Source organism: Enterobacter cloacae complex sp. P29RS (assembly GCF_014893445.1).
GTDB lineage: Bacteria > Pseudomonadota > Gammaproteobacteria > Enterobacterales > Enterobacteriaceae > Enterobacter > Enterobacter intestinihominis.
In genome coordinates this window covers 108785-129438 of record NZ_JADBPZ010000008.1, presented here as the reverse complement: position 1 = coordinate 129438, position 20654 = coordinate 108785, and the positions used below count along the sequence as shown (strand labels likewise).

General features: G+C 55.8%; 22 protein-coding genes. 8 read left to right on the top strand and 14 right to left on the bottom strand.

All coding sequences use genetic code 11. The annotated features are described in order from the left end of the window. Positions 1–19: 19 nt before the first annotated feature. A complete protein-coding gene (gene gltS / locus IM282_RS08230) occupies positions 20–1222 on the top strand; it encodes a sodium/glutamate symporter (protein ID WP_006812438.1) in 1203 nt (400 codons plus the stop codon). A 3-nt stretch (positions 1223–1225) separates the two neighbouring features. Here gltS and recG read toward each other — a convergent pair whose 3' ends face one another. The 5 genes from recG to gmk are packed head-to-tail and all read right to left on the bottom strand — an operon-like array spanning position 1226 to position 7092. Further along, positions 1226–3307, bottom strand: coding sequence for an ATP-dependent DNA helicase RecG (recG, locus tag IM282_RS08225; protein WP_023299014.1), 2082 nt, complete (start codon positions 3305–3307; stop codon positions 1226–1228). A gap of 3 nt (positions 3308–3310) precedes the next feature. Next, positions 3311–4000, bottom strand: coding sequence for a tRNA (guanosine(18)-2'-O)-methyltransferase TrmH (gene trmH, locus IM282_RS08220; protein WP_192970305.1), 690 nt, complete (start codon positions 3998–4000; stop codon positions 3311–3313). A 4-nt stretch (positions 4001–4004) separates the two neighbouring features. Beyond that, positions 4005–6119, bottom strand: coding sequence for a bifunctional GTP diphosphokinase/guanosine-3',5'-bis pyrophosphate 3'-pyrophosphohydrolase (gene spoT, locus IM282_RS08215; protein ID WP_022646616.1), 2115 nt, complete (start codon positions 6117–6119; stop codon positions 4005–4007). 19 nt (positions 6120–6138) lie between these two features. Continuing rightward, positions 6139–6414: a DNA-directed RNA polymerase subunit omega gene (gene rpoZ, locus IM282_RS08210; RefSeq protein WP_000135058.1), complete on the bottom strand. Its 276-nt coding sequence runs from the start codon at positions 6412–6414 to the stop codon at positions 6139–6141. A gap of 54 nt (positions 6415–6468) precedes the next feature. Next, positions 6469–7092, bottom strand: coding sequence for a guanylate kinase (gene gmk, locus IM282_RS08205; RefSeq protein WP_006177710.1), 624 nt, complete (start codon positions 7090–7092; stop codon positions 6469–6471). A gap of 251 nt (positions 7093–7343) precedes the next feature. Between gmk and ligB the strand changes: the two genes are divergently transcribed. After that, positions 7344–9014 carry an NAD-dependent DNA ligase LigB gene (ligB, locus tag IM282_RS08200; RefSeq protein ID WP_192970304.1) on the top strand — a complete coding sequence of 557 codons (1671 nt, stop codon included), beginning with the start codon at positions 7344–7346 and terminating at the stop codon, positions 9012–9014. 2 nt (positions 9015–9016) lie between these two features. Here the strand turns inward: ligB and IM282_RS08195 are convergent, their stop codons facing one another. Beyond that, positions 9017–9634, bottom strand: coding sequence for a trimeric intracellular cation channel family protein (locus IM282_RS08195; RefSeq protein ID WP_023299016.1), 618 nt, complete (start codon positions 9632–9634; stop codon positions 9017–9019). Positions 9635–9839: 205 nt separating this feature from the next. Further along, positions 9840–10703 (bottom strand): YicC/YloC family endoribonuclease, encoded by an 864-nt coding sequence (locus IM282_RS08190; protein ID WP_003860907.1) that lies wholly within the window; start codon positions 10701–10703, stop codon positions 9840–9842. Positions 10704–10828: 125 nt separating this feature from the next. Here IM282_RS08190 and rph point away from each other — a divergent pair, with 125 nt between their 5' ends. Then, complete coding sequence (gene rph / locus IM282_RS08185) at positions 10829–11545, top strand: ribonuclease PH (RefSeq protein WP_015570044.1); 717 nt, start codon at positions 10829–10831, stop codon at positions 11543–11545. Positions 11546–11611: 66 nt separating this feature from the next. Further along, entirely contained in the window at positions 11612–12253 is a 642-nt protein-coding gene (gene pyrE, locus IM282_RS08180) for an orotate phosphoribosyltransferase (protein WP_023305206.1), read from the top strand. Positions 12254–12335: 82 nt separating this feature from the next. On the opposite strand, the gene slmA is transcribed toward pyrE, so the two are convergent. The 3 genes from slmA to coaBC form a co-directional block, all read right to left on the bottom strand. Next, positions 12336–12932, bottom strand: a complete 597-nt coding sequence (gene slmA, locus IM282_RS08175; RefSeq protein ID WP_003860901.1) for a nucleoid occlusion factor SlmA — start codon at positions 12930–12932, stop codon at positions 12336–12338. Between the two features lie 121 nt (positions 12933–13053). Then, positions 13054–13512: a dUTP diphosphatase gene (dut, locus tag IM282_RS08170; RefSeq protein WP_015570042.1), complete on the bottom strand. Its 459-nt coding sequence runs from the start codon at positions 13510–13512 to the stop codon at positions 13054–13056. Next, on the bottom strand, positions 13490–14701 hold the full coding sequence (coaBC, locus tag IM282_RS08165; RefSeq protein WP_192970318.1) for a bifunctional phosphopantothenoylcysteine decarboxylase/phosphopantothenate--cysteine ligase CoaBC: 1212 nt from the start codon (positions 14699–14701) through the stop codon (positions 13490–13492). Before coaBC ends, dut begins: the two co-directional genes overlap by 23 nt. Before the next feature lie 173 nt (positions 14702–14874). Between coaBC and radC the strand changes: the two genes are divergently transcribed. The 4 genes from radC (at position 14875) to mutM (ending at position 17066) form a co-directional block, all read left to right on the top strand. After that, positions 14875–15540: a DNA repair protein RadC gene (radC, locus tag IM282_RS08160; RefSeq protein WP_006812419.1), complete on the top strand. Its 666-nt coding sequence runs from the start codon at positions 14875–14877 to the stop codon at positions 15538–15540. A gap of 217 nt (positions 15541–15757) precedes the next feature. Continuing rightward, the gene (gene rpmB / locus IM282_RS08155; protein WP_002436699.1) at positions 15758–15994 is read left to right on the top strand and encodes a 50S ribosomal protein L28; all 237 of its coding nucleotides are present in this window, start codon (positions 15758–15760) and stop codon (positions 15992–15994) included. Positions 15995–16016: 22 nt separating this feature from the next. Then, positions 16017–16184 carry a 50S ribosomal protein L33 gene (gene rpmG, locus IM282_RS08150; protein WP_003024094.1) on the top strand — a complete coding sequence of 56 codons (168 nt, stop codon included), beginning with the start codon at positions 16017–16019 and terminating at the stop codon, positions 16182–16184. A gap of 72 nt (positions 16185–16256) precedes the next feature. After that, positions 16257–17066: a bifunctional DNA-formamidopyrimidine glycosylase/DNA-(apurinic or apyrimidinic site) lyase gene (gene mutM / locus IM282_RS08145; protein WP_003860879.1), complete on the top strand. Its 810-nt coding sequence runs from the start codon at positions 16257–16259 to the stop codon at positions 17064–17066. Positions 17067–17068: 2 nt separating this feature from the next. Here the strand turns inward: mutM and coaD are convergent, their stop codons facing one another. The 4 genes from coaD to IM282_RS08125 form a co-directional block, all read right to left on the bottom strand. Next, positions 17069–17548: a pantetheine-phosphate adenylyltransferase gene (gene coaD, locus IM282_RS08140; RefSeq protein WP_022646622.1), complete on the bottom strand. Its 480-nt coding sequence runs from the start codon at positions 17546–17548 to the stop codon at positions 17069–17071. A gap of 3 nt (positions 17549–17551) precedes the next feature. Beyond that, entirely contained in the window at positions 17552–18322 is a 771-nt protein-coding gene (locus tag IM282_RS08135) for a glycosyltransferase family 2 protein (protein WP_003860875.1), read from the bottom strand. Beyond that, entirely contained in the window at positions 18322–19596 is a 1275-nt protein-coding gene (gene waaA, locus IM282_RS08130; RefSeq protein WP_003860874.1) for a lipid IV(A) 3-deoxy-D-manno-octulosonic acid transferase, read from the bottom strand. The genes IM282_RS08135 and waaA overlap by 1 nt, the downstream gene beginning before the upstream one ends. A 66-nt stretch (positions 19597–19662) precedes the next feature. Next, positions 19663–20652, bottom strand: a complete 990-nt coding sequence (locus tag IM282_RS08125) for a glycosyltransferase (protein WP_058646800.1) — start codon at positions 20650–20652, stop codon at positions 19663–19665. Between the last annotated feature and the right edge of the window lie 2 nt (positions 20653–20654).

Here is a 20654-nt window from a genome sequence, read left to right as displayed (position 1 = left end):
CGCATAACAGGAGCCTTTTATGATTCATCTCGATACGTTGTCGACCCTTGTTGCCGCAACGCTGGTTCTTCTGCTTGGTCGCAAGCTGGTACACAGTGTTTCCTTTCTGAAAAAGTACACCATTCCTGAACCTGTCGCCGGTGGATTGCTGGTGGCGCTGGCCCTGCTGGTACTGAAAAAAAGCATGGGCTGGGAAATTGATTTTGATATGTCCCTGAAAGATCCGTTGATGCTGGCCTTCTTTGCCACTATCGGCCTGAACGCTAACCTCGCAAGCCTGCGTTCAGGCGGCAAGGTGCTGGGCGTGTTTTTGATTGTCGTGGTGGGCCTGCTGCTGATGCAAAACGCCATCGGCATCGGTATGGCGTCGCTGCTGGGGCTGGATCCGCTGATGGGTCTGCTGGCGGGGTCGATTACCCTGTCAGGTGGCCACGGAACGGGCGCGGCGTGGAGCAAGCTGTTCATCGAACGCTATGGCTTTGAAAACGCAACGGAAGTGGCAATGGCCTGCGCGACCTTTGGCCTGGTGCTTGGCGGGCTGATTGGCGGCCCGGTGGCGCGCTATCTGGTGAAACATTCCACTACGCCGGAAGGCAGACCAGACGATGAAATGGTGCCGACCGCGTTCGAAAAACCGGACGTTGGTCGCAGCATCACCTCGTTGGTGATGATTGAAACCATCGCCATGATTGCCATCTGCCTCACCGTGGGCAAAATCGTTGCGCAATGGCTGGCGGGAACGGCTTTCGAACTGCCAACCTTTGTCTGCGTGCTGTTTATCGGGGTGATCCTGAGCAACGGTCTGGCGCAGATGGGCTTCTACCGCGTCTTTGAGCGCGCAGTGTCCGTGCTGGGGAACGTCAGCCTGTCGCTGTTCCTGGCGATGGCGCTGATGAGCCTCAAGCTGTGGGAGCTGGCCTCGCTGGCGCTGCCGATGGTGGCGATCCTGGCGGTACAGGCCGTGTTTATGGCGCTGTATGCCATCTTTGTTACCTGGCGCATGATGGGCAAAAACTATGATGCGGCGGTACTGGCTGCGGGTCACTGTGGATTTGGTCTGGGAGCGACACCAACGGCCATCGCGAATATGCAGGCGATCACCGAACGGTTCGGCCCGTCGCACATGGCGTTTCTGGTGGTGCCGATGGTGGGCGCATTCTTCATTGATATCGTCAACGCGCTGGTCATTAAGCTCTACCTGATGCTGCCAATGTTTGGCTGACCGTCAGGCGTTGGAATACCGCTCGGTTTCCGGCATCCAGCGTTCAATTAACGCTGCCGCCTGTTCGGGGTAGCGTTCATGAATATGACGCGCTAGGCGTTGTACTTCGGGGATCATGGCCTGATCGCGCAGCAAATCCGCCACTTTAAATTCGGCGTTACCCGTCTGACGCGTGCCCAGCAGTTCACCCGGGCCGCGGATCTCCAGATCTTTTTGCGCAATGACGAAGCCGTCATTGCTGTCGCGTAATACCTGCAAACGCATCTGCGCGGTTTTCGACAGCGGGGCTTTGTAGAGCAGCACGCAGTGAGAGGCGATCGCGCCACGGCCCACGCGGCCTCGTAGCTGGTGGAGCTGCGCCAGGCCCAGACGCTCCGGGTTCTCAATAATCATCAGGCTGGAGTTCGGCACATCCACGCCCACTTCGATAACCGTGGTCGCAACGAGTAAGTGCAGCTCGCCCTGTTTGAACGACTGCATCACCGCCTGCTTCTCGGCAGGCTTCATGCGCCCGTGAACCAGACCGACGTTCAGCTCTGGCAGGGCGAGCTTTAACTCTTCCCATGTGGCTTCGGCAGCCTGCGCTTCCAGCAGCTCAGACTCTTCAATCAGGGTGCAGACCCAGTACGCCTGACGCCCTTCCTGCGTACAGGCGTTGCGCACGCGGTCAATGATGTCGCTGCGCCGCGTGTCCGGTATGGCAACCGTGGTCACCGGCGTTCGGCCCGGCGGCAACTCGTCGATGGTGGAGGTATCCAGATCGGCATAGGCCGTCATCGCCAGGGTGCGCGGAATCGGCGTGGCGGTCATGATCAGCTGATGCGGGTGGAAGCCCTGTTGCAGACCTTTCTCCCACAGCGCCAGACGCTGATGAACACCAAAGCGGTGCTGTTCGTCGATAATGACCAGCGCCAGGCCGTTAAACTGCACCTGTTCCTGGAAAATGGCGTGCGTGCCGACAATCATCTGCACCTGCCCGCTGGCAATAGCTTCCTGTTGCGCAAGACGTGCTTTGCCCTTCTGCTTCCCGGCCAGCCAGCCCACTTCGATCCCCAGTGGGGCGAACCAGTTACGGAAATTGTTGGCGTGCTGCTCGGCCAGCAGTTCTGTCGGCGCCATCAGCGCCACCTGCTTGCCGTGGGCGATAGCGCGTAAAGCGGCCAATGCGGCAACCAGCGTTTTCCCGGAACCCACGTCGCCCTGCACCAGGCGCATCATCGGCACATTCAGCGCCATATCGCGTTCGATCTCGGCGGTGACCCGCGCCTGGGCGCCAGTGGGTTTAAACGGCAGTGTGGCCAGCAGCTTATCTTTGAGCTCATCATGCGGGCTTAATGGCTGCGCGTGGAAACGCTGCGCACCTGCGCGCAGGGCCAGCATGCTCAGGTTGTGAGCCAGTAATTCCTCAAGGATAAGACGCCGTTGGGCGGGATGTTTACCGCTTTCTAAATCAACGAGCTGAAGCGTTGGCGGTGGACGGTGCAGGGTGCGCAACGCCTCCGGCAGGCTCATCATGCCCTGCGCAAGCTCTGGCGGCAGCAGCTCGTTAATGGCGCAGGTATCAAGCAGCTCCAGCGCCTGGTCGGTGAGCTTGCGCAGCGTGGCCTGCTTAATGCCTTCGGTGGTTGGATAGACCGGGGTGAGCGTCTCCTGTAGCTCAGGTGAGCTGAGATCGCCCTGCACGCGGTATTCCGGGTGGATCATCTCCGCGCCGTATTTGCCCCGTTTGGCTTCACCGTACGCAAGTACGCGTCGTCCGGTGGCAAGGCTGTTTTTCATCGCCGCATTGAAGTTGAAAAAGCGCATGGTGAGAATGCCGGTGCCGTCGCTGATCTGGCAGGTCATCATCCTGCGTCCGCCAAAGGTGATGTTGCAGTTCAGCACTTCCCCTTCAACGGTGGCGTAAATAGCGGGCAGCAGATCGCCAATTTTATAAAGTTGAGTACGGTCTTCGTAACGCAGGGGGAGGTGGAGCAGGAGATCCTGCACGGTGTGCAGGCCAATCTTCGCCAGTTTACTGCTTTGTGCCGCGCCCACGCCCGTCAGGCTGTTGAGCGGTATGGCGTCCAGCAGGCGGCCTTTCATGATTTACCCTGCGTACTGCATGGTGGACCACCACTCGGCATCGGCTTCAATTTCGCCCTGCGCGTTGACGTGGGGGTAAGGCAATTTCTTCTGCTTCGCAACGCGAGCCAGCACCGGATAGCCACCTTCAAACAGCAGGCGCTGCTGCTCCTCTTCCGGCAGCATGCTGTTGCTGCGCTCGTACATTCCGGCATTCTGACGCTGGCGCTGCGCTTCATACAGGATCAGCGCTGAGGCGACCGACACGTTGAGTGACTGGACCATGCCGATCATCGGAATGATGATGTCCCGGTCAGCCAAATCCAGTGCTTCCTGCGTGATCCCCGTTTTCTCCTGGCCCATTAAAATGCAGGTCGGGCGGGTGTAGTCGATCTCACGGAAATCCACGGCTTTAGCAGAGAGGTTGGTTGCCAGAACCTGCATGCCACGCCCTTTCAGGTGCGAGACCGCTTCACCAATAGTCTGGTGAGTTTTCACGGATACCCAGCTGTTGCTGCCTGCGGCGGTGGAGGCCATGGTACGCATACGTGCGCCTGGCCAGACGGCGTGGACTTCATGCACGCCGACGGCATCTGCGGTGCGAACGATAGCAGAGACGTTATGAGGTTTATGGACCTGCTCCATGCAGACCGTCAGATCAGGCTGACGCCTAACGAGCATTTCGCAGATTCGCTCGTAACGTGTTGAATTCATAATGCTAGTTTCGGTTACGGGTGACTTTAATGACATCCGGCATCACGCGGATCTTGCGCATAATATTGGCCAGATGTACGCGGTCACGGGCGGTCAGGCGAATAAAGGCGCTGTAAACGCGGCCATCTTTTTCTTCAGTATTCAGGCTCTGAATGTTTGACGAGGCCGTGTTGATCGCTGCCGTCAGGTTCGCCAGTGCACCCTGGTGGTTAAACATATCCACCTTGATTTCAGTGATAAATTCCTGCGCTGTCTCTTTATCCCATTCGACCGCCATGAACTTCTCAGGCTCTTTCTGATAGCCACGGATGTTACGGCAGGATTCGTGGTGGATCACCAGCCCTTTACCCGGGCTGACGTGCGCAATAATCGGGTCGCCCGGGATAGGGCGGCAGCATTTGGCGAAGGTGATGAGCACCCCGTCAGCGCCTTTGATTGGCAGGTGACCATGATTTTGCGCGTTAGCAGGAACGGCTGTCGTTTCGCCCTGTTGCAGGTTCTTCGCCACGACCACGCTCATGGCGTTTCCGAGGCCAATCTCTGCCAGCAGGTCATCCAGCGAGGCGAGCTTCATACGCTCCAGCTCATGCTGAATGTTTTCTGGTGGGATCTCTGCCAGTTTGCGGCTGCCACCCAGCGCGTGATTGAGCAGACGACGCCCCAGGCTAACGGAGTCGTCGCGCTTGAGATTTTTCAGCAGCTGGCGGATTTTTGCGCGCGCTTTTGAGCTCACGACAAAGTTCAGCCAGGCGGCGTTAGGACGTGCGCCCGGCGCGGTAATAATTTCGACAGTCTGCCCACTGAAAAGCGGCTGCGACAGCGGATAAGGCTGCCTGTCGACGCGGGCACCCACGCAGGCATGGCCGATATCGGTATGCACGGCGTAAGCGAAGTCGACCGGCGTCGCGCCCGCAGGCAGTTCGACAATGCGCCCTTCCGGCGTGAAAACGTAAATCTCATCCGGGAAGAGATCGGATTTAACGCTCTCGATAAATTCAAACGAGCTACCTGCACTCTGTTGCAGCTCCAGCAGGCTCTGCATCCAGCGCTGGGCGCGGATTTGCGCGGTGGTGCTGCTTTCGCCGCCGTGCTCTTTATAAGCCCAGTGCGCCGCGACACCCATTTCCGCCATCTGATCCATGTCTTCGGTACGAATTTGCACCTCAACCGGAACGCCGTGCGGGCCAATCATGGAGGTGTGCAAAGATTGATATCCGTTCGCTTTTGGAATGGCGATGTAATCTTTGACGCGCCCCGGACGTGGCTTGTACAGGCTATGCATCTGCCCCAGCACGCGGTAGCAGGTGTCAGAGTCGTGGACGATGACGCGGAACGCGTAGATATCCATGATCGAGTGGAAACGCTGCTCTTTGAGCACCATTTTGCAGTAGATAGAGTACAAATGCTTTTCGCGACCGCTGACGCGGCACGGAATACCGGCTTCCTGCAAGCGCCCTTCGATTTCAGAGAGGATCTTTTGAATCATCTCTTTACGGTTACCGCGAGCGGCTTTCACCACCTCTTTAATCACGCGATAGCGGTTCGGGTATAACGCTTCAAAACCCAGCTCTTCCAGCTCGGTTTTAATGTGATGAATACCTAAACGGTGCGCCAGCGGACTGTAGATTTCGAGGGTTTCTCGGGCGATGCGGCGACGTTTATCCGGGCGAAGTGAGCCCAGCGTGCGCATATTGTGGGTGCGGTCAGCAAGTTTGATGAGAATGACGCGGATATCCTGCACCATCGCCATGATCATCTTGCGAAAGTTTTCGGCCTGCGCCTCTTTCTTATCGCGGAATTTCAGCTTATCAAGCTTAGAGACCCCTTCCACCAGCTCGGCAACGCTTTTGCCAAACAGCTGTTCCATGTCCTGGTAGGTGGCAGGGGTATCTTCAATCACGTCATGCAGCAGGGCGGCCATGAGCGTTTCGTAGTCGAGTTTCATCTCGGCCAGAATACAGGCCACCGCTACCGGGTGCGTGATATAGGGTTCACCGCTTGAACGTGTCTGGCCCTCGTGAGCGTCACGTGCAACGAGATACGCCTGCTGAAGACGCTTAATCTGGTCTTCAGGCAGGTAGGTTTGAATCAGTTGATTCAGGCTTTCAAACAGATACAAGGGCGACCCGCAGGTTTAATTAACGACGACCTTCAGCAATGGCGGTTACGGCCTGCAGTTCTGCGGCTTCCTGCTCTTGCTGCTCCTGGCGCTCACGCACGTCGAGGATCTGGTTGTTGATCAGACCTTCTTCGATTTCGCGAAGTGCAATAACGGTGGTTTTATCGTTTTCTTCCGGTACCAGCGGATCTTTACCGCCTACCTGCATCTGACGAGCGCGACGCGCGGCGACCAGTACCAGGTCAAAACGGTTACCAATTTTCTCTACAGCGTCCTGAACAGTTACGCGTGCCATACTTAAAATGCTCCACAGGTGAAGAAATGACTGGGCATGATACTGAAAGTGGGTTCAGTCTGCCAACAGTTTGGTGATTAATGCGTCATGTCGCTGCTTCTGGCGGCTCATACGCAGACGTTCTGCGCGAAGGATAGTTTTGAGATCGCTCAGCGCGGCATCAAAATCATCATTCACAATAAGGTAATCATATTCCGCGTAATGGCTCATTTCTGCAACAGCCTGTGCCATACGCTTCGCGATAACTTCTTCGCTATCCTGGCCGCGACCACGCAGGCGACGATCCAGTTCATCTTTCGATGGCGGTAGAATAAAAATACTGCGCGAATCAGGCATTTTCTTACGAATTTGCTGCGCGCCCTGCCAGTCGATATCCAGGAACACGTTCACGCCGGTCGCCAGAACCTGCTCAATGGTTTCACGCGAAGTACCGTAGTAGTTACCGAATACTTCTGCGTGTTCAAGAAACGCGTCTCTGCCAATCATCGCTCTGAATTCGTCGTGATTCACAAAGAAATAGTGTTCACCGTGCACCTCACCCGGACGCGGTGCTCGCGTGGTGTGAGAAACAGAAACCTGCGTATCGTACAACGGTTGGGTTTTTAACAGTGCCTGAATAAGGCTGGATTTACCCGCGCCACTAGGGGCAGAAACAATATAAAGCGTGCCTTGAGCCATGAGAGTCTTTTGTACGTGTTAACGAAGAAGTCCTACATACGGGCTTATTATACACGTCGCCGCTGTGTGACGTAGCCTTTGTCACACTTTTTCCCGTGGATGATTAAATTTTGCGTGCTGTTTTCAGGTTTTGTCTGCGGTTTGCAGCAACAAAAAGAAACGCTGGATAACGCCTCGTAAAGCGTAACGTTGCCATTCGCGTCGTTTTCAATACCGGGTTATACCTCCTCCAACGCAAAGGAGGGGTAATAATGTGGCGATGGATAAGCGGGTTTGCGCTGTTGTGGTGTAGCACCGGGTTAGCGGTATGCCCGGTATGGTCGCAGGCAAAAGCAGAAAAGGAAATTGTAGCGCTGAGCGCGCAGATCAAACGCTGGGACGATGCTTACTGGAAGCAGGGAGTCAGTGACGTTGATGACGGGGTTTACGATCAGCTTAACGCGCGGTTGAACCAGTGGCAGCGCTGCTTTGGTCATGTCTCTTCCGAAGAGAGACCGCCACCTCTGACAGGTAGTGTGACACACCCGGTTGCGCATACGGGCGTGCATAAGGTTGCCAGTAAAGCTGAGCTCAGCCAGTGGATGCGAGCCCGGCAACATCTCTGGATGCAGCCCAAAGTGGATGGCGTGGCTGTGACGCTGGTGTACCAGGGCGGGAAGCTTGTCCGGGCCATTAGCCGTGGCAACGGTGTGAAAGGTGAAGACTGGACGGCGCAGGTTCGATCAATCCCCTCTGTTCCGCAAAACCTGTCCGGCCCCCTGGCAAATAGCGTCTTACAGGGTGAACTGTTCTGGATTCATGAAAACCACATCCAGCGTCAGATGGGGGGGATGAACATGCGGGCAAAAGTGGCGGGCGCCATGATGCGTCATAACGATAGCGCACTTCTCAGGCAGCTCGGCGTGTTTATCTGGGCCTGGCCGGATGGACCTAAAGAGATGCAGGTATCTCTGGATGCTTTGTCAAAAGCCGGGTTCACCCTGACGGCGCGTTATACGCTGCCCGCCGCGTCTGTGAATGTGGTCGAAGCGCAGCGTTCAGCGTGGCATACAACAGCATTGCCCTTTGCCACGGACGGCATTGTGGTGCGTTCAGCGGATGAACCCGCGGGCGACGGTTGGTTACCCGGTGAAGGCCGTTGGGTTGTCGCATGGAAATATACGCCTGTCGCTCAGGTTGCTGAAGTGCGAGGGATACAGTTTGGCGTCGGGCGAACGGGCAAGGTGTCCGTTGTAGCCGAACTGGATCCAGTAAAGCTTGATGATAAACAGGTGCGGCGGGTGAGCCTGGGGTCGGTCACACGCTGGCAGCGGCTGGATATTGTTCCCGGCGATCAGGTTCTGATAAGCCTCGCCGGGCAGGGGATCCCCCGATTCGATCGAGTTGTCTGGCGGGGAGCGAACAGGGAAAAACCAGAACCTCCGGCCCTGCAGTACCACTCGCTGACCTGTTTTTATGCCTCACCAGCGTGTATGGAACAGTTCTTTGCCCGGTTGACGTGGCTTAGCTCGAAACAAGGGCTAGGGATCGAGGGGTTAGGCGAGGCGGGCTGGCGAACGCTTCATCAGACGCATCGTTTCGAGCATATTTTTTCGTGGTTAACACTGACGCAGGCGCAGCTACAGTCCACGCCTGGCTTTTCCGCCGGGCGCGGGTTATCGCTCTGGCATCGTTTTAATATTGTGCGCAAACAACCTTTTATTCGCTGGGTCACAGCGATGGGGATCCCGCTGACAAAAGCCACGTTGAATGCGGTTGGGGCGGCGTCGTGGCAGGCGCTGAATCAGCGGAGCGCCGCTGACTGGCAGGCTTTGCCGGGAACAGGTGAAGAGAAGGCGCAGCAGGTCGTTAACTGGCTGCATGCGCCTCCCGTTGATAGGCTGGCAAGGTGGCTGGCTGAGCAGCACATTAACGGGTTCTGACCTTAATGCGCGTTGTGCTTGTAATGAAAAACCGGCAGGCCCAGCTTCAGGCGCAATGCCAGCATACGCGCGGTGAAGCCAAACAGCAGGGTAGAGATAACCACCACATCGTGGTTGGTGACATAGTGCTGCAAGGCGACATAAAGCACTGCCGCGGCAAAGGAGATGCCGGCGTACAGTTCCTTCTGGAAAACCAGCGGGATACGTTTGCAGAACATATCGCGCAGCACCCCGCCAAACACGCCCGTGATCACCGCCGCAATGGTGGCGATAACCGGGCCTTCACCCATATCGAGAGCAATTTGTGCGCCAATGATGGAAAAAACAATCAGCCCAAGCGCATCCAGCACCAGGAACAAGCGGCGCAAATGAGGCATCACCGGGGCTACAATCGTAGTTAACACGGCTGCCGTTGCCACGATAATGACGTACTCAGGGTTTTTAACCCAGCCGAGCGGATAATGGCCAAGCAGGATATCGCGCACGGACCCGCCGCCGAGCGCAGTGGCCGTGGCAATAATGATCACGCCGAAGGTGTCCATTCGGCGACGTCCAGCGGCAAGCGCGCCGGTCATGGCTTCAGCGGTAATGCCAATAAGATAGAGAATGTGAAGCAGCATAAACCCTCCGGAATGAAGTGGAGGAGGTTAGCGATTTGTGCGCAAGATCACGATTGAGATTTTCTAAGGCGAGGAGATTTGCCCTAAAGGAATTTATCAACGCATGCCAGGCGGGCTTGTGATAAGGCGGGAGGCAAAGAAAGTAAGGATAAATAAGGATTAGAAAAAGTAATGGGTGATGTGCCAGACACCACCCTGAAAGGTATTACTCGATATTCTGGATCTGCTCGCGCATCTGCTCAATCAGGACCTTCAGTTCAATTGCTGAATTGGTCACCTCTGCATTGATAGACTTAGACGCCAGCGTGTTCGACTCGCGGTTGAACTCCTGCATCATAAAGTCGAGACGGCGGCCTACCGCTTCTTTCTTCTTCAGGATGTTGTAGGTCTCTTTAACGTGCGCTTCCAGACGATCCAGCTCTTCAGCCACGTCTACACGCTGCGCCATCAGCACCAGCTCTTGTTCCAGACGGTTGTTTTCCAGCTGGACTTCCGCCTCTTCCAGTTTGGCGACAAGACGCTCACGCTGCCATTGCAGCACTTCTGGCATATGAGCGCGCACTTTAGCCACTTCGGCGCTCACGCCTTCAAGGCGTTGCTCAATCATCGCTTTCAGCGCCTGGCCTTCGGTTTCGCGGGCAACGATAAAGTCATCCAGCGTGCCGTCGAGTGCAGCCAGGATTTCAGCGGTAATCGCGTCCAGATCCTGCTCTCCGGCGGCCATCACGCCAGGCCAGCGCAGAATATCAACCGGGTTGATCTCGCCTTCATCGCTTTGCATTTTGACCCAGTTCGCCGCATTAACCAGCTGTTTTGCCAGCTTTTCGTTCAGGATCAGTTCGCCCTGGGCACTGGCATCGGGCTCAAAACGCAGGTTACATTCCACTTTCCCGCGGGTCAGACGCGTACGGATACGCTCACGCACCACAGGCTCCAGGCTGCGGAACTGTTCCGGCATACGGAAATATGTTTCCAGATAGCGCTGGTTTACCGAGCGCATTTCCCAGGTAGCGCTACCCCAGCTACCCTTGATTTCACGCCGGGCGTAGGCGGTCATACTGCGGATCATAGACATTCCCGTTTTTAAAGGAGAGATGGGGGGATTATAGCTTTCAGGGGCTTCTCAGGATAGGAATAAGCGTCCTTTATCCGTATAATGCGCAGCCACATTCGTTTCAAGCCGGAGAATCCATCATGCGTCCAGCAGGTCGTAGCGCCAACCAGGTGCGTCCCGTCACCCTGACCCGTAACTATACAAAACACGCTGAAGGCTCCGTGCTGGTTGAGTTTGGTGACACCAAAGTGCTTTGCACCGCGTCCATCGAAGAGGGCGTGCCTCGCTTCCTGAAAGGTCAGGGGCAGGGGTGGATCACCGCGGAATACGGTATGTTGCCGCGCGCAACCCATACCCGTAATGCTCGTGAAGCGGCAAAAGGTAAGCAGGGCGGCCGTACTATGGAGATCCAGCGCCTGATCGCACGTGCGCTCCGCGCCGCGGTTGACTTAAAAACGCTGGGTGAGTTCACCATCACGCTGGACTGCGACGTGATCCAGGCCGATGGCGGCACGCGTACGGCCTCCATTACCGGTGCCTGTGTGGCGCTGGCAGATGCGCTGAACAAGCTGGTTGCCGCCGGTAAGCTGAAAACCAACCCAATGAAAGGGATGGTTGCTGCTGTCTCCGTTGGTATTGTTAACGGCGAAGCGCTTTGCGATCTGGAATACGTTGAAGATTCTGCCGCAGAAACCGACATGAACGTGGTGATGACCGAAGATGGTCGCATCATTGAAGTGCAGGGCACGGCAGAAGGCGAGCCATTCACTCACGAAGAACTGCTCACCTTGCTGGCGTTGGCCCGAGGGGGTATTGAATCTATTGTAGCGACGCAGAAAGCGGCGTTAGAAAATTGATTTTAAGGCGACCAATGAGTCGCCTTTTTTTTGCCTGTAAGACTGAAAAGACAAAGGAGCAAATCCATGAAATCGTATCAGCGCCAGTTTATTGAGTTTGCGCTTAACAAGCAGGTACTTAAGTTTGGCGAGTTCACGCTGAAATCCGGGCGTAAAAGCCCGTATTTCTTCAACGCCGGGCTGTTTAATACCGGGCGCGACCTGGCACTGTTAGGCCGCTTCTATGCCGAAGCGCTGGTAGATTCCGGGATTGATTTCGATCTGCTGTTTGGCCCCGCGTACAAAGGCATTCCAATTGCAACCACCACGGCGGTGGCGCTGGCGGAGCACCATGACCGCGACGTACCGTACTGCTTTAACCGTAAAGAGGCCAAAACCCACGGTGAAGGCGGCAATCTGGTCGGCAGTGCGTTGCAGGGCCGCGTGATGCTGGTGGATGACGTGATCACCGCAGGCACCGCGATCCGTGAATCGATGGAAATTATCCAGGCTAACGGTGCAACGCTTGCGGGTGTGCTGATTTCGCTCGATCGTCAGGAGCGTGGGCGTGGCGACATCTCTGCTATTCAGGAAGTGGAACGCGATTATGGCTGCAAAGTGATCTCTATCATCACGCTGACAGACCTGATTGCATATCTGGAAGAGAAGCCTGAGATGGCGGATCACCTGGCGGCGGTAAAAGCGTATCGCGAAGAGTTCGGGGTTTAATTGCGTTGCCCGGTGGCGCTACGCTTACCGGGCCTACCTGTTCGTAGGCCGGATAAGGCGAAGCCGCCATCCGGCGATGGCGTTACTGTAATTGTGCTGCCACTAACGGCCAGCGGGCGTCAAAATCGTCCGTTGGTCGATATTTAAACTCGCTGCGCACAAACCGGGAGAGCATCCCTTCGCAAAATGCCAGGATCTGGCTTGCCAGCAGCGTCTCATCCGTATTATATCCCTCACCTTCCCGCATTTTCTTCTCGCGCAGAACCTGACGAAGCTGGGCTTCGATACGCTCAAAAAGCTGGTTTATACGGCCTTGCAGACGATCCTGTTCAAACATCAGCGCGTGGCCAGTCAGAATACGGGTCAGACCCGGGTTACGTTCACCAAAGCCCAGAATCAGCAGCACAATCAGACGCAGACGCGTGCTGGTGTCTTTTTCATCCTTCAGAATCAGGTTGATGCGCGTGATCAGGCTATCTTCGATAAACTCGATCAGGCTGTCGAACATCCGGGTTTTGCTCGGGAAATGACGATACAGCGCCGCCTCTGACACGCCCACAGAGGCCGCCAGCTTGGCGGTGGTGATGCGTTGACTGCCGTCGCTGGATTCAAGCATCAGAGCCAGAGATTGAAGTATTTCTTCGCGACGATTCCTTTTCGCGGTTTGTTTTTCTGCCATGTTACAAAATACCCCTGAAAATAAGCACTTGTCAGGCTGGCAACCACACAGCGACCCGCAAACTGACGTTTGCGGTTTGTTATTGCATTATGGCGCTGTGAGATGCGTGTTTGTCGGGCGGTTATTTGCGCCCGGAATGGCCGAAGCCGCCTTCGCCACGGTCGGTAGCGTCGAAGTCTGCCACCAGGTTAAATTCTGCCTGCACCACCGGTACAAACACCATCTGCGCAATACGCTCGCCCGGTTCAATGGTGAAGCTGTCCTGGCCACGGTTCCAGACGGAAACCATCAGCTGACCCTGATAGTCAGAGTCGATCAGGCCGACCAGGTTACCCAGCACGACGCCATGCTTATGGCCCAGGCCAGAGCGCGGCAGGATCACCGCTGCCAGTGACGGGTCAGCAATGTGAATCGCCAGCCCGGTCGGGATCAGGGTCGTTGCACCCGGCGCCAGTTCTACGGCGTCATCGAGACAGGCGCGCAGGTCAAGACCGGCAGAGCCGGAGGTGGCATACGTTGGCAGCGGAAATTGCTCGCCAACGCGCGGGTCCAGAATCTTAACGTCGATTTTTTTCATCATAACGGGTAACGATCTCGTCCAGTAATTGTTGGCCCAGGAGTTCTTTGCGCTCAAGCGGTAAGACTTTATCTCCATCCTGCCAGAAAAGGTGCAATGCGTTGCTGTCGCTGTTAAATCCTTGCGTGGACAGCGATACGTCGTTCGCGCAAATCAAATCGAGGTTTTTGCGGGTACGTTTTTGCCGGGCATATTCTTCCACATTATTCGTTTCTGCGGCAAACCCAACAACGTAAGGACGATGAGTTTTCAATGCGGCGACACCGGCAACGATATCCGGGTTCTTCACCATTTTTATTGTTAATTCATCACCTTGCTTTTTAATTTTGGCGTCGGCAATGGTTTCGGCGCGGTAATCAGCGACGGCCGCACAGCCGATAAAAATATGCTGTTGTTGAGCATGCGCCTGTACGGCGGCTTCCATTTCCAGCGCGGTAGTTACATCAATACGCCGCACAAACGCAGGGGTGGTAAGCGACACCGGGCCGCTCACCAGCGTCACGTTCGCGCCGCGTTTGGCTGCCGCGGCAGCAATTGCAAAGCCCATTTTGCCGGAGCTGTGGTTGGTGATGTATCGCACCGGATCCAGCGGCTCGCGCGTGGGGCCCGCGGTAATCATGATGTTGAGATGTTGCAGATCGTTGACAGGCGAGAAATGGGCGGCGGCCATATCAACAATCGTCAATGGGTCGAGCATACGCCCTGGCCCCACGTCGCCACAGGCCTGGCTGCCGCTCTCCGGTCCCCAAATTAGCAGGCCGCGCGAGGCCAGCGTATCCAGATTATGCTGGGTAGCGGCGTTGCGATACATCTGCTGGTTCATTGCGGGTACAACCGCGACGTGCGCAGGCGTGGCGAGGCAAATGGTCGTTACCAGATCGTTCGCCATCCCGGCCGCCACGCGGGCAATTACATCTGCCGTGGCGGGGGCAAGGATAACCAGATCGGCCCATTTCCCCAGCTCAATATGGCCCATTGCGGCTTCGGCTGCCGGGTCGAGAAGGCTGTCGGATACCGGGTATCCCGAGACGGCTTGCAGGCTCAGCGGGGTGATAAAGGCTTTGCCGCCTTCGGTGATCGCGACCCGTACGTCGGCCCCGCGCTCGCGCAAACGGCGCACCAGGTCTGGCGTTTTATAGGCAGCAATACCGCCGCTGACGCCAAGAACGATTTTTTTACCGGCCAGGCTCATCATGATTCTTTCCTGTTGGGTTTCACCAGAGAGCGGGCATTTTATCACAATCCCTAAAACGGGGTGATGATGTCCTTAATTCACTTTGCGAGGCGCTACGCAAGAACGAAACGCCAGCGTCGAGCCCCGAATTTGCCTGTGGCAGCATAATGGCAAACAGAAGGAGGCCGGGCATGGAAGAGACTGAACTGCTGCTACCGCGTGAAAAAATGCTGCGCCATGGCGTCACGTTGTTAAAGGACGACGAGCTGCTGGCGCTCTTTTTACGCACAGGCACGCCGGGGAAAACGGTATTTACGCTGGCGAAAGAGCTGATAGACCATTTCGGCTCACTGTATGGATTGTTGACCGCCGAGCTGGAGGCGTTTACGCACGTTGAGGGTATTGGCGTGGCGAAATATGCCCAGCTGCGGGGCATTGCGGAGCTGGCCCGGCGATTTTACAACGTGCGTATGGAGGAAGAAGACCCGATCCTCACCCCCGACATGACCCGCGAATTTCTGCAAAGCCAGCTTTCCGATCTGGAGCGGGAGATCTTTATGGTGATCTTTCTCGACAACAAAAACCGGGTACTGAAACATACCCGCCTTTTTTCGGGAACATTGAGCCACGTTGAGGTGCATCCGCGTGAAATTGTGCGGGAAGCGATAAAAGTGAATGCAGCCGGCGTGATCCTCGCGCATAATCACCCCTCTGGCTGTGCAGAACCAAGCAGAGCTGACAAAGCAATTACCGAACGTATTATCAAATGCTGTCAATTCATGGACATTCGTGTGCTGGACCATCTGATAATTGGCCGCGGAGAGTACATTTCTTTTGCCGAACGTGGCTGGATTTAGGCCTTTTCTCGCGATCCATCGGGATCTTTGTCTGTTCGGGACTTGAGCACACCGCCGAGTCAGCGTATACTACGCCACCTTTGAGAATCTCGGGTTTGGCATTTGGGCCTGGCAATCGAGAGTTCAATAGAACTATGCGATGACCGGGCTGTAAAGCCTGACGAGGCGCCGATACCCCATACGAAGCTCGAGCTAATTTGATTTTTGGAGAATAGACATGTCCCGAGTCTGCCAAGTTACTGGCAAGCGTCCGGTGACCGGTAACAACCGTTCCCACGCACTGAACGCGACTAAACGCCGTTTCCTGCCGAACCTGCACTCTCACCGTTTCTGGGTTGAGAGCGAGAAGCGTTTTGTCACCCTGCGCGTATCTGCTAAAGGTATGCGTGTAATCGATAAGAAAGGCATCGATACAGTTCTGTCCGAACTGCGTGCCCGTGGCGAAAAGTACTAAGTACTTAAAGAGGAAATAAATCATGGCTAAAGGTATTCGCGAGAAAATCAAGCTGGTTTCTTCTGCTGGTACAGGTCACTTCTACACCACCACGAAGAACAAACGTACTAAGCCGGAAAAACTGGAACTGAAAAAATTCGATCCAGTTGTACGCCAGCACGTACTGTACAAAGAAGCTAAAATCAAATAATTTTAGTCTTCTTGTATTGAAAAACCCCGCAACTGCGGGGTTTTTTGCATTCTGCATCTCAACGGAGGAACCATGCCTGAATTACCTGAGGTAGAGACCAGCCGCCGCGGCATTGAGCCCCATCTGGTTGGCGCGACTATTCTTCATGCTGTCGTTCGCAACGGGCGTCTGCGCTGGCCGGTGTCCGATGAGATCCACGCGTTAAGCGATAAACCCGTCCTGAGCGTACAGCGCCGCGCGAAATACCTGCTGCTGGAGCTGCCTGACGGCTGGATCATTATCCATCTGGGCATGTCGGGAAGCCTGCGCATCCTCACCGAAGAGTTGCCTGCGGAAAAGCACGACCACGTTGATCTGGTGATGAGTAACGGCAAGGTGCTGCGTTACACCGACCCGCGTCGCTTTGGTGCATGGCTGTGGACCAAAGAGCTGGAAGGGCACAACGTGCTGGCGCATCTTGGACCTGAGCCGCTCTCAGAGGCGTTTAACGCAGATTATCTCAAAGAGAAGTGCGCGAAAAAGAAAACCCCGATTAAACCCTGGCTGATGGATAACAAGCTGGTCGTGGGCGTGGGGAATATCTATGCCAGCGAATCGTTGTTTGCCGCCGGGATCCATCCCGATCGGCTGGCCTCTTCGCTGTCTGCGCAGGAGTGCGAGCTGCTGGTCAGAGTGATTAAAGCGGTACTGCTGCGCTCAATTGAGCAGGGCGGGACGACGCTGAAGGATTTTCTGCAAAGCGACGGGAAGCCGGGCTATTTTGCGCAGGAGTTGCAGGTTTATGGTCGTAAGGGGGAACCGTGCAGAGCATGCGGGACGCCGATTATTGCCACGAAGCACGCTCAGCGCGCCACGTTTTACTGCCGTCAGTGCCAGAAGTAGGGTTACTTTAACTTTTCCATCAACGCCTGGTGGACGTTAACCGGCAGAAAGTGGGTAACGTCCCCGCGATGGCGCGCCACCTCTTTCACCAGCGAAGAAGAGATGAAGGACCACTCTTTGGAGGGCATCAGGAATACGCTCTCCAGCTCCGGCATCAGATGGCGGTTCATGTGCGCCAGCTGCATCTCATATTCGAAGTCTGCTACCGCGCGAAGACCGCGGATCAGGATATTGGCCTGCTGGGCACGGGCAAAGTTTGCCATCAAATCGCTGAATCCGACGACCTCAACATTCGACAAATGCGAAATCGCATCGGTGGCAAGCTGCACGCGTTCGTTCAGGTCGAACATCGGCTTTTTGCTCGGGCTGGCGGCAATGGCCAGAATCACCTTGTCGAACATACACGCCGCACGGGTGATGATATCAAGATGACCGTTAGTGATCGGATCGAAGGTACCCGGATAAATCGCTTTTGTGCTCATGGCTCACGTTTTCTCTGAGTAGCCGCGGTTCAGCGCCCACAGCTCGGTGTATTTATTGAAAGTATACTGGGCATTCACTACCGCCAGTAACCAGCCCTGTTTGCCGTCCAGCACGCCACCACGTAGCAGCAGCGTTTTCAGAAACGCGCCCAGAGTGTGGGTGAAGATGCCGGTCAGCGTGGCCTTCTTGCCGCGCGCATGCCGCTCCTGTGCCCAGGCGGTGGCATAGTTCAGCTGTTTCCGCTGGAAGCTGGCGAAATCGCGGCAGGTCAGATGAAGCAGATCGCCCGTCAGGGGGATGACCTGAGCGTTATCGCAGGCCAGAGACTCATGGACCAGGTTGTCGTTGTACTGATAACGCTCGCGGGCATAGAGGCGCATCACGCGGTCGGGGTACCAGCCGCTGTGGCGCATAAAGCGGCCCAGGAAATAGTTACGACGCGCGATACTGTAGACCGCGCCGGGCTGTGGCGCGGCAAGCACCGTTTGAATGGCCTGTCGGAGTTCCGGGGTGACGCGCTCATCGGTATCGATCATCAACACGTAATCGCCTGTGGCGTAACCCTGCGCACGCTGACGCTGAATACCGTAGCCCTGCCAGTCGGTGTCGGTAAAGACTTTTGCCCCGGCTGCACGGGCAACGTCCGCCGTATTGTCCGTACTTCCGGAATCGAGAATGACGATTTCGTCAGCCCAGGCAACAGAGGCCAGGCAATCCGGAAGCAGGTCGGCGGCGTTTTTGGCGATCATCACGACCGACAGACGCGTTGACATTAGTGGCTCCGCTGCGGCAGGTAAGGTTGCAGAAGTTGCAGCAGACGGGTCAGTGCACCCTGGTTCTGATGCAGGACTTCAACGGCGTGACGACCGTACCACAGGCGGTAATCTTCGTCAGTCAGAAGGGTTGAGACCTCTTTGACCACCGAGTCCGCATCGGTCACGGTGATTAAGCCATCGGCTTGCTGCAATTTCGCGCAGATATCTTTGAAGTTAAACGTGTGTGGACCCATCAGCACGGGAATGGCGTGGGCTGCCGGCTCCAGCGGGTTATGACCACCGCGCTCCACCAGGCTTCCGCCAACGAAAGCAAGATCGGCAATCCCGTACAGCAGCATCAGTTCGCCCATCGTATCGCCAATCACCACCTGCGTGCTGCCAGAGGGGATTTCGCCGCTGCTGCGCAGGGTGAAGCTGAAACCGCCTTTTTGCACCATCTCCCGGGCATCTTTAAAACGCTCAGGATGTCGAGGAACCAGAATCAGCAGTAAATCAGGGAATTTTTCCAGCAGCTGGCGGTGAGCCTGAAGAATAATGGCCTCTTCGCCGTCATGGGTGCTGGTGGCAATCCAGACCTGGCGACGCGGCGCCCACTGACGACGCAGCGTTACCGCACGGGCGGCGAGTTCAGGGGTGACGGAAATATCGAACTTCAGGCTACCCGTGACCGCAAGCTGGTTGCGCTTCAGGCCGAGGGCGATAAAGCGCGCGGCATCTTCTTCGTTCTGCGCGGCGATCAGCGTAATTTTGCTGAGCAGGCGACGCATAAATTTACCCAGCTTGCCGTACCCTTTCGCCGAGCGTTCCGACAGACGCGCGTTGGCGATAACCAAAGGAATTTTACGGGCATGCAGGGCGGAAATCATATTCGGCCACAGTTCAGTTTCCATGACGATCACCAGTTTAGGGCGAACGGTATTCAGGAAACGGTTCATGGCGCAGGGGAGATCGTACGGCAGGTAGACGTGATGCACGTCTTTACCGAAGGCAGACATCACGCGCTCTGAGCCGGTTGGCGTCATCGTGGTGACGGTGATGGGCAGTGACGGATAACGATGGCGTAAGGCACGCACCAGTGGAATGGCGGCCAGCGTTTCCCCAACTGACACGGAATGCAGCAGAATACCGTCCGGCGCCACTTTATTGCGGCAGTAGCCATAGCGTTCGGCCCAGCGTTTACGGTACGCAGGCGCTTTACGGCTACGAAGCAACAGTCGCAGCCACACCAGTGGCTGAATGATGTAGAGCAGGGCGGTATACAACAATTCCAAGCGATTATCCGTTTTTTTAGTTTCGGCCGGGAAATTCTAAGCATTTAAGCGTGCTAAAGCTATCTCTTATGCCAGATACCGTTTTAAACGGAAGTAGCGTCGGCCCAGGCGCCAGCGCAAACGCGGGCTTTTGGCACTTTTCCAGATGAGCTTCCAGATCCCGGTGTCGAAGAACTCTTTGATTATCATTGATTTCTTCGCTTCATCCTTCATGTTGTCGAAGGTATGAATAATTCCCAGACCCTCTTTGGCGATTTGCCAGTGACAGGCCGGGATATTTTTCACTTTATCCGGGTAGCGCTGGTTAATGGCATCAAGCATCTTCAGGATCTTCATGTAATGGCGCGCTGAGCGAATCAGCGTGTCGTCATTATCCGGGGTGTGCGATACCGAGGCGGAGTGAATGTAGTAGTCGTAAAAGCGTTCGCTGGTGTACTGAACGCGTTCCGCAGCAAGCAGCACCTCAGTCGTCCACGGGATATCCTGATGGCGCAGGCCAGGCTCGAAACGGAAGCCGTGCTGACGAATAAAATCGTGACGATAGATATTCAGCCAGGTCACATGCAGGAACTTACGTGAATCCAGCGCCGTTTTTAACCATGCCGCGCCATTCATGACGCCCGTTGAGGCGAGCTTATCTTCAGGGAAGATAGGGCGAGACGGTTTTTTGTTATTTTCCCAGACGTAGTTGCCATTGCAGGTGGCGACATCCAGGTTCTGCGTGACGGCCATATCCAGCAGACGCTGGTACATGCCGGGTTTGAAGACATCATCAATATCCGGAAAAGAGAGATATTGGCCGGTCGCAACGGCCAGGCCGGTATTACGCGCGATGGACACGCCCTGATTAGGTTGTTCAATAACCTGCATCTGTGGCAGCTGTTCGCGCCATTTTTCGACAATCTGCATCGAGCGGTCAGTGGAGCCGTCATTCACGATGATGACTTCCATACTGTCGATATGTTGATTTACAAGGCAGGTAAAGAACTGATCGAGAAAAGCTTCACCGTTATAAACGGCAACCACCACGCTTAATAAAGGCGCTGAATTTTGCATAT

Excerpts from the sequence above, each read along its gene's own strand:
- gltS (WP_006812438.1), top strand. The coding sequence starts at position 20 with ATGATTCATCTCGATACGTTGTCGACCCTTGTTGCCGCAACGCTGGTT.
- recG (WP_023299014.1), bottom strand. The coding sequence starts at position 3,307 with ATGAAAGGCCGCCTGCTGGACGCCATACCGCTCAACAGCCTGACGGGC.
- trmH (WP_192970305.1), bottom strand. The coding sequence starts at position 4,000 with ATGAATTCAACACGTTACGAGCGAATCTGCGAAATGCTCGTTAGGCGT.
- rpoZ (WP_000135058.1), bottom strand. The coding sequence starts at position 6,414 with ATGGCACGCGTAACTGTTCAGGACGCTGTAGAGAAAATTGGTAACCGT.
- gmk (WP_006177710.1), bottom strand. The coding sequence starts at position 7,092 with ATGGCTCAAGGCACGCTTTATATTGTTTCTGCCCCTAGTGGCGCGGGT.
- ligB (WP_192970304.1), top strand. The coding sequence starts at position 7,344 with ATGTGGCGATGGATAAGCGGGTTTGCGCTGTTGTGGTGTAGCACCGGG.
- IM282_RS08195 (WP_023299016.1), bottom strand. The coding sequence starts at position 9,634 with ATGCTGCTTCACATTCTCTATCTTATTGGCATTACCGCTGAAGCCATG.
- IM282_RS08190 (WP_003860907.1), bottom strand. The coding sequence starts at position 10,703 with ATGATCCGCAGTATGACCGCCTACGCCCGGCGTGAAATCAAGGGTAGC.
- rph (WP_015570044.1), top strand. The coding sequence starts at position 10,829 with ATGCGTCCAGCAGGTCGTAGCGCCAACCAGGTGCGTCCCGTCACCCTG.
- pyrE (WP_023305206.1), top strand. The coding sequence starts at position 11,612 with ATGAAATCGTATCAGCGCCAGTTTATTGAGTTTGCGCTTAACAAGCAG.
- slmA (WP_003860901.1), bottom strand. The coding sequence starts at position 12,932 with ATGGCAGAAAAACAAACCGCGAAAAGGAATCGTCGCGAAGAAATACTT.
- dut (WP_015570042.1), bottom strand. The coding sequence starts at position 13,512 with ATGATGAAAAAAATCGACGTTAAGATTCTGGACCCGCGCGTTGGCGAG.
- coaBC (WP_192970318.1), bottom strand. The coding sequence starts at position 14,701 with ATGAGCCTGGCCGGTAAAAAAATCGTTCTTGGCGTCAGCGGCGGTATT.
- radC (WP_006812419.1), top strand. The coding sequence starts at position 14,875 with ATGGAAGAGACTGAACTGCTGCTACCGCGTGAAAAAATGCTGCGCCAT.
- rpmB (WP_002436699.1), top strand. The coding sequence starts at position 15,758 with ATGTCCCGAGTCTGCCAAGTTACTGGCAAGCGTCCGGTGACCGGTAAC.
- rpmG (WP_003024094.1), top strand. The coding sequence starts at position 16,017 with ATGGCTAAAGGTATTCGCGAGAAAATCAAGCTGGTTTCTTCTGCTGGT.
- mutM (WP_003860879.1), top strand. The coding sequence starts at position 16,257 with ATGCCTGAATTACCTGAGGTAGAGACCAGCCGCCGCGGCATTGAGCCC.
- coaD (WP_022646622.1), bottom strand. The coding sequence starts at position 17,548 with ATGAGCACAAAAGCGATTTATCCGGGTACCTTCGATCCGATCACTAAC.
- IM282_RS08135 (WP_003860875.1), bottom strand. The coding sequence starts at position 18,322 with ATGTCAACGCGTCTGTCGGTCGTGATGATCGCCAAAAACGCCGCCGAC.
- IM282_RS08125 (WP_058646800.1), bottom strand. The coding sequence starts at position 20,652 with ATGCAAAATTCAGCGCCTTTATTAAGCGTGGTGGTTGCCGTTTATAAC.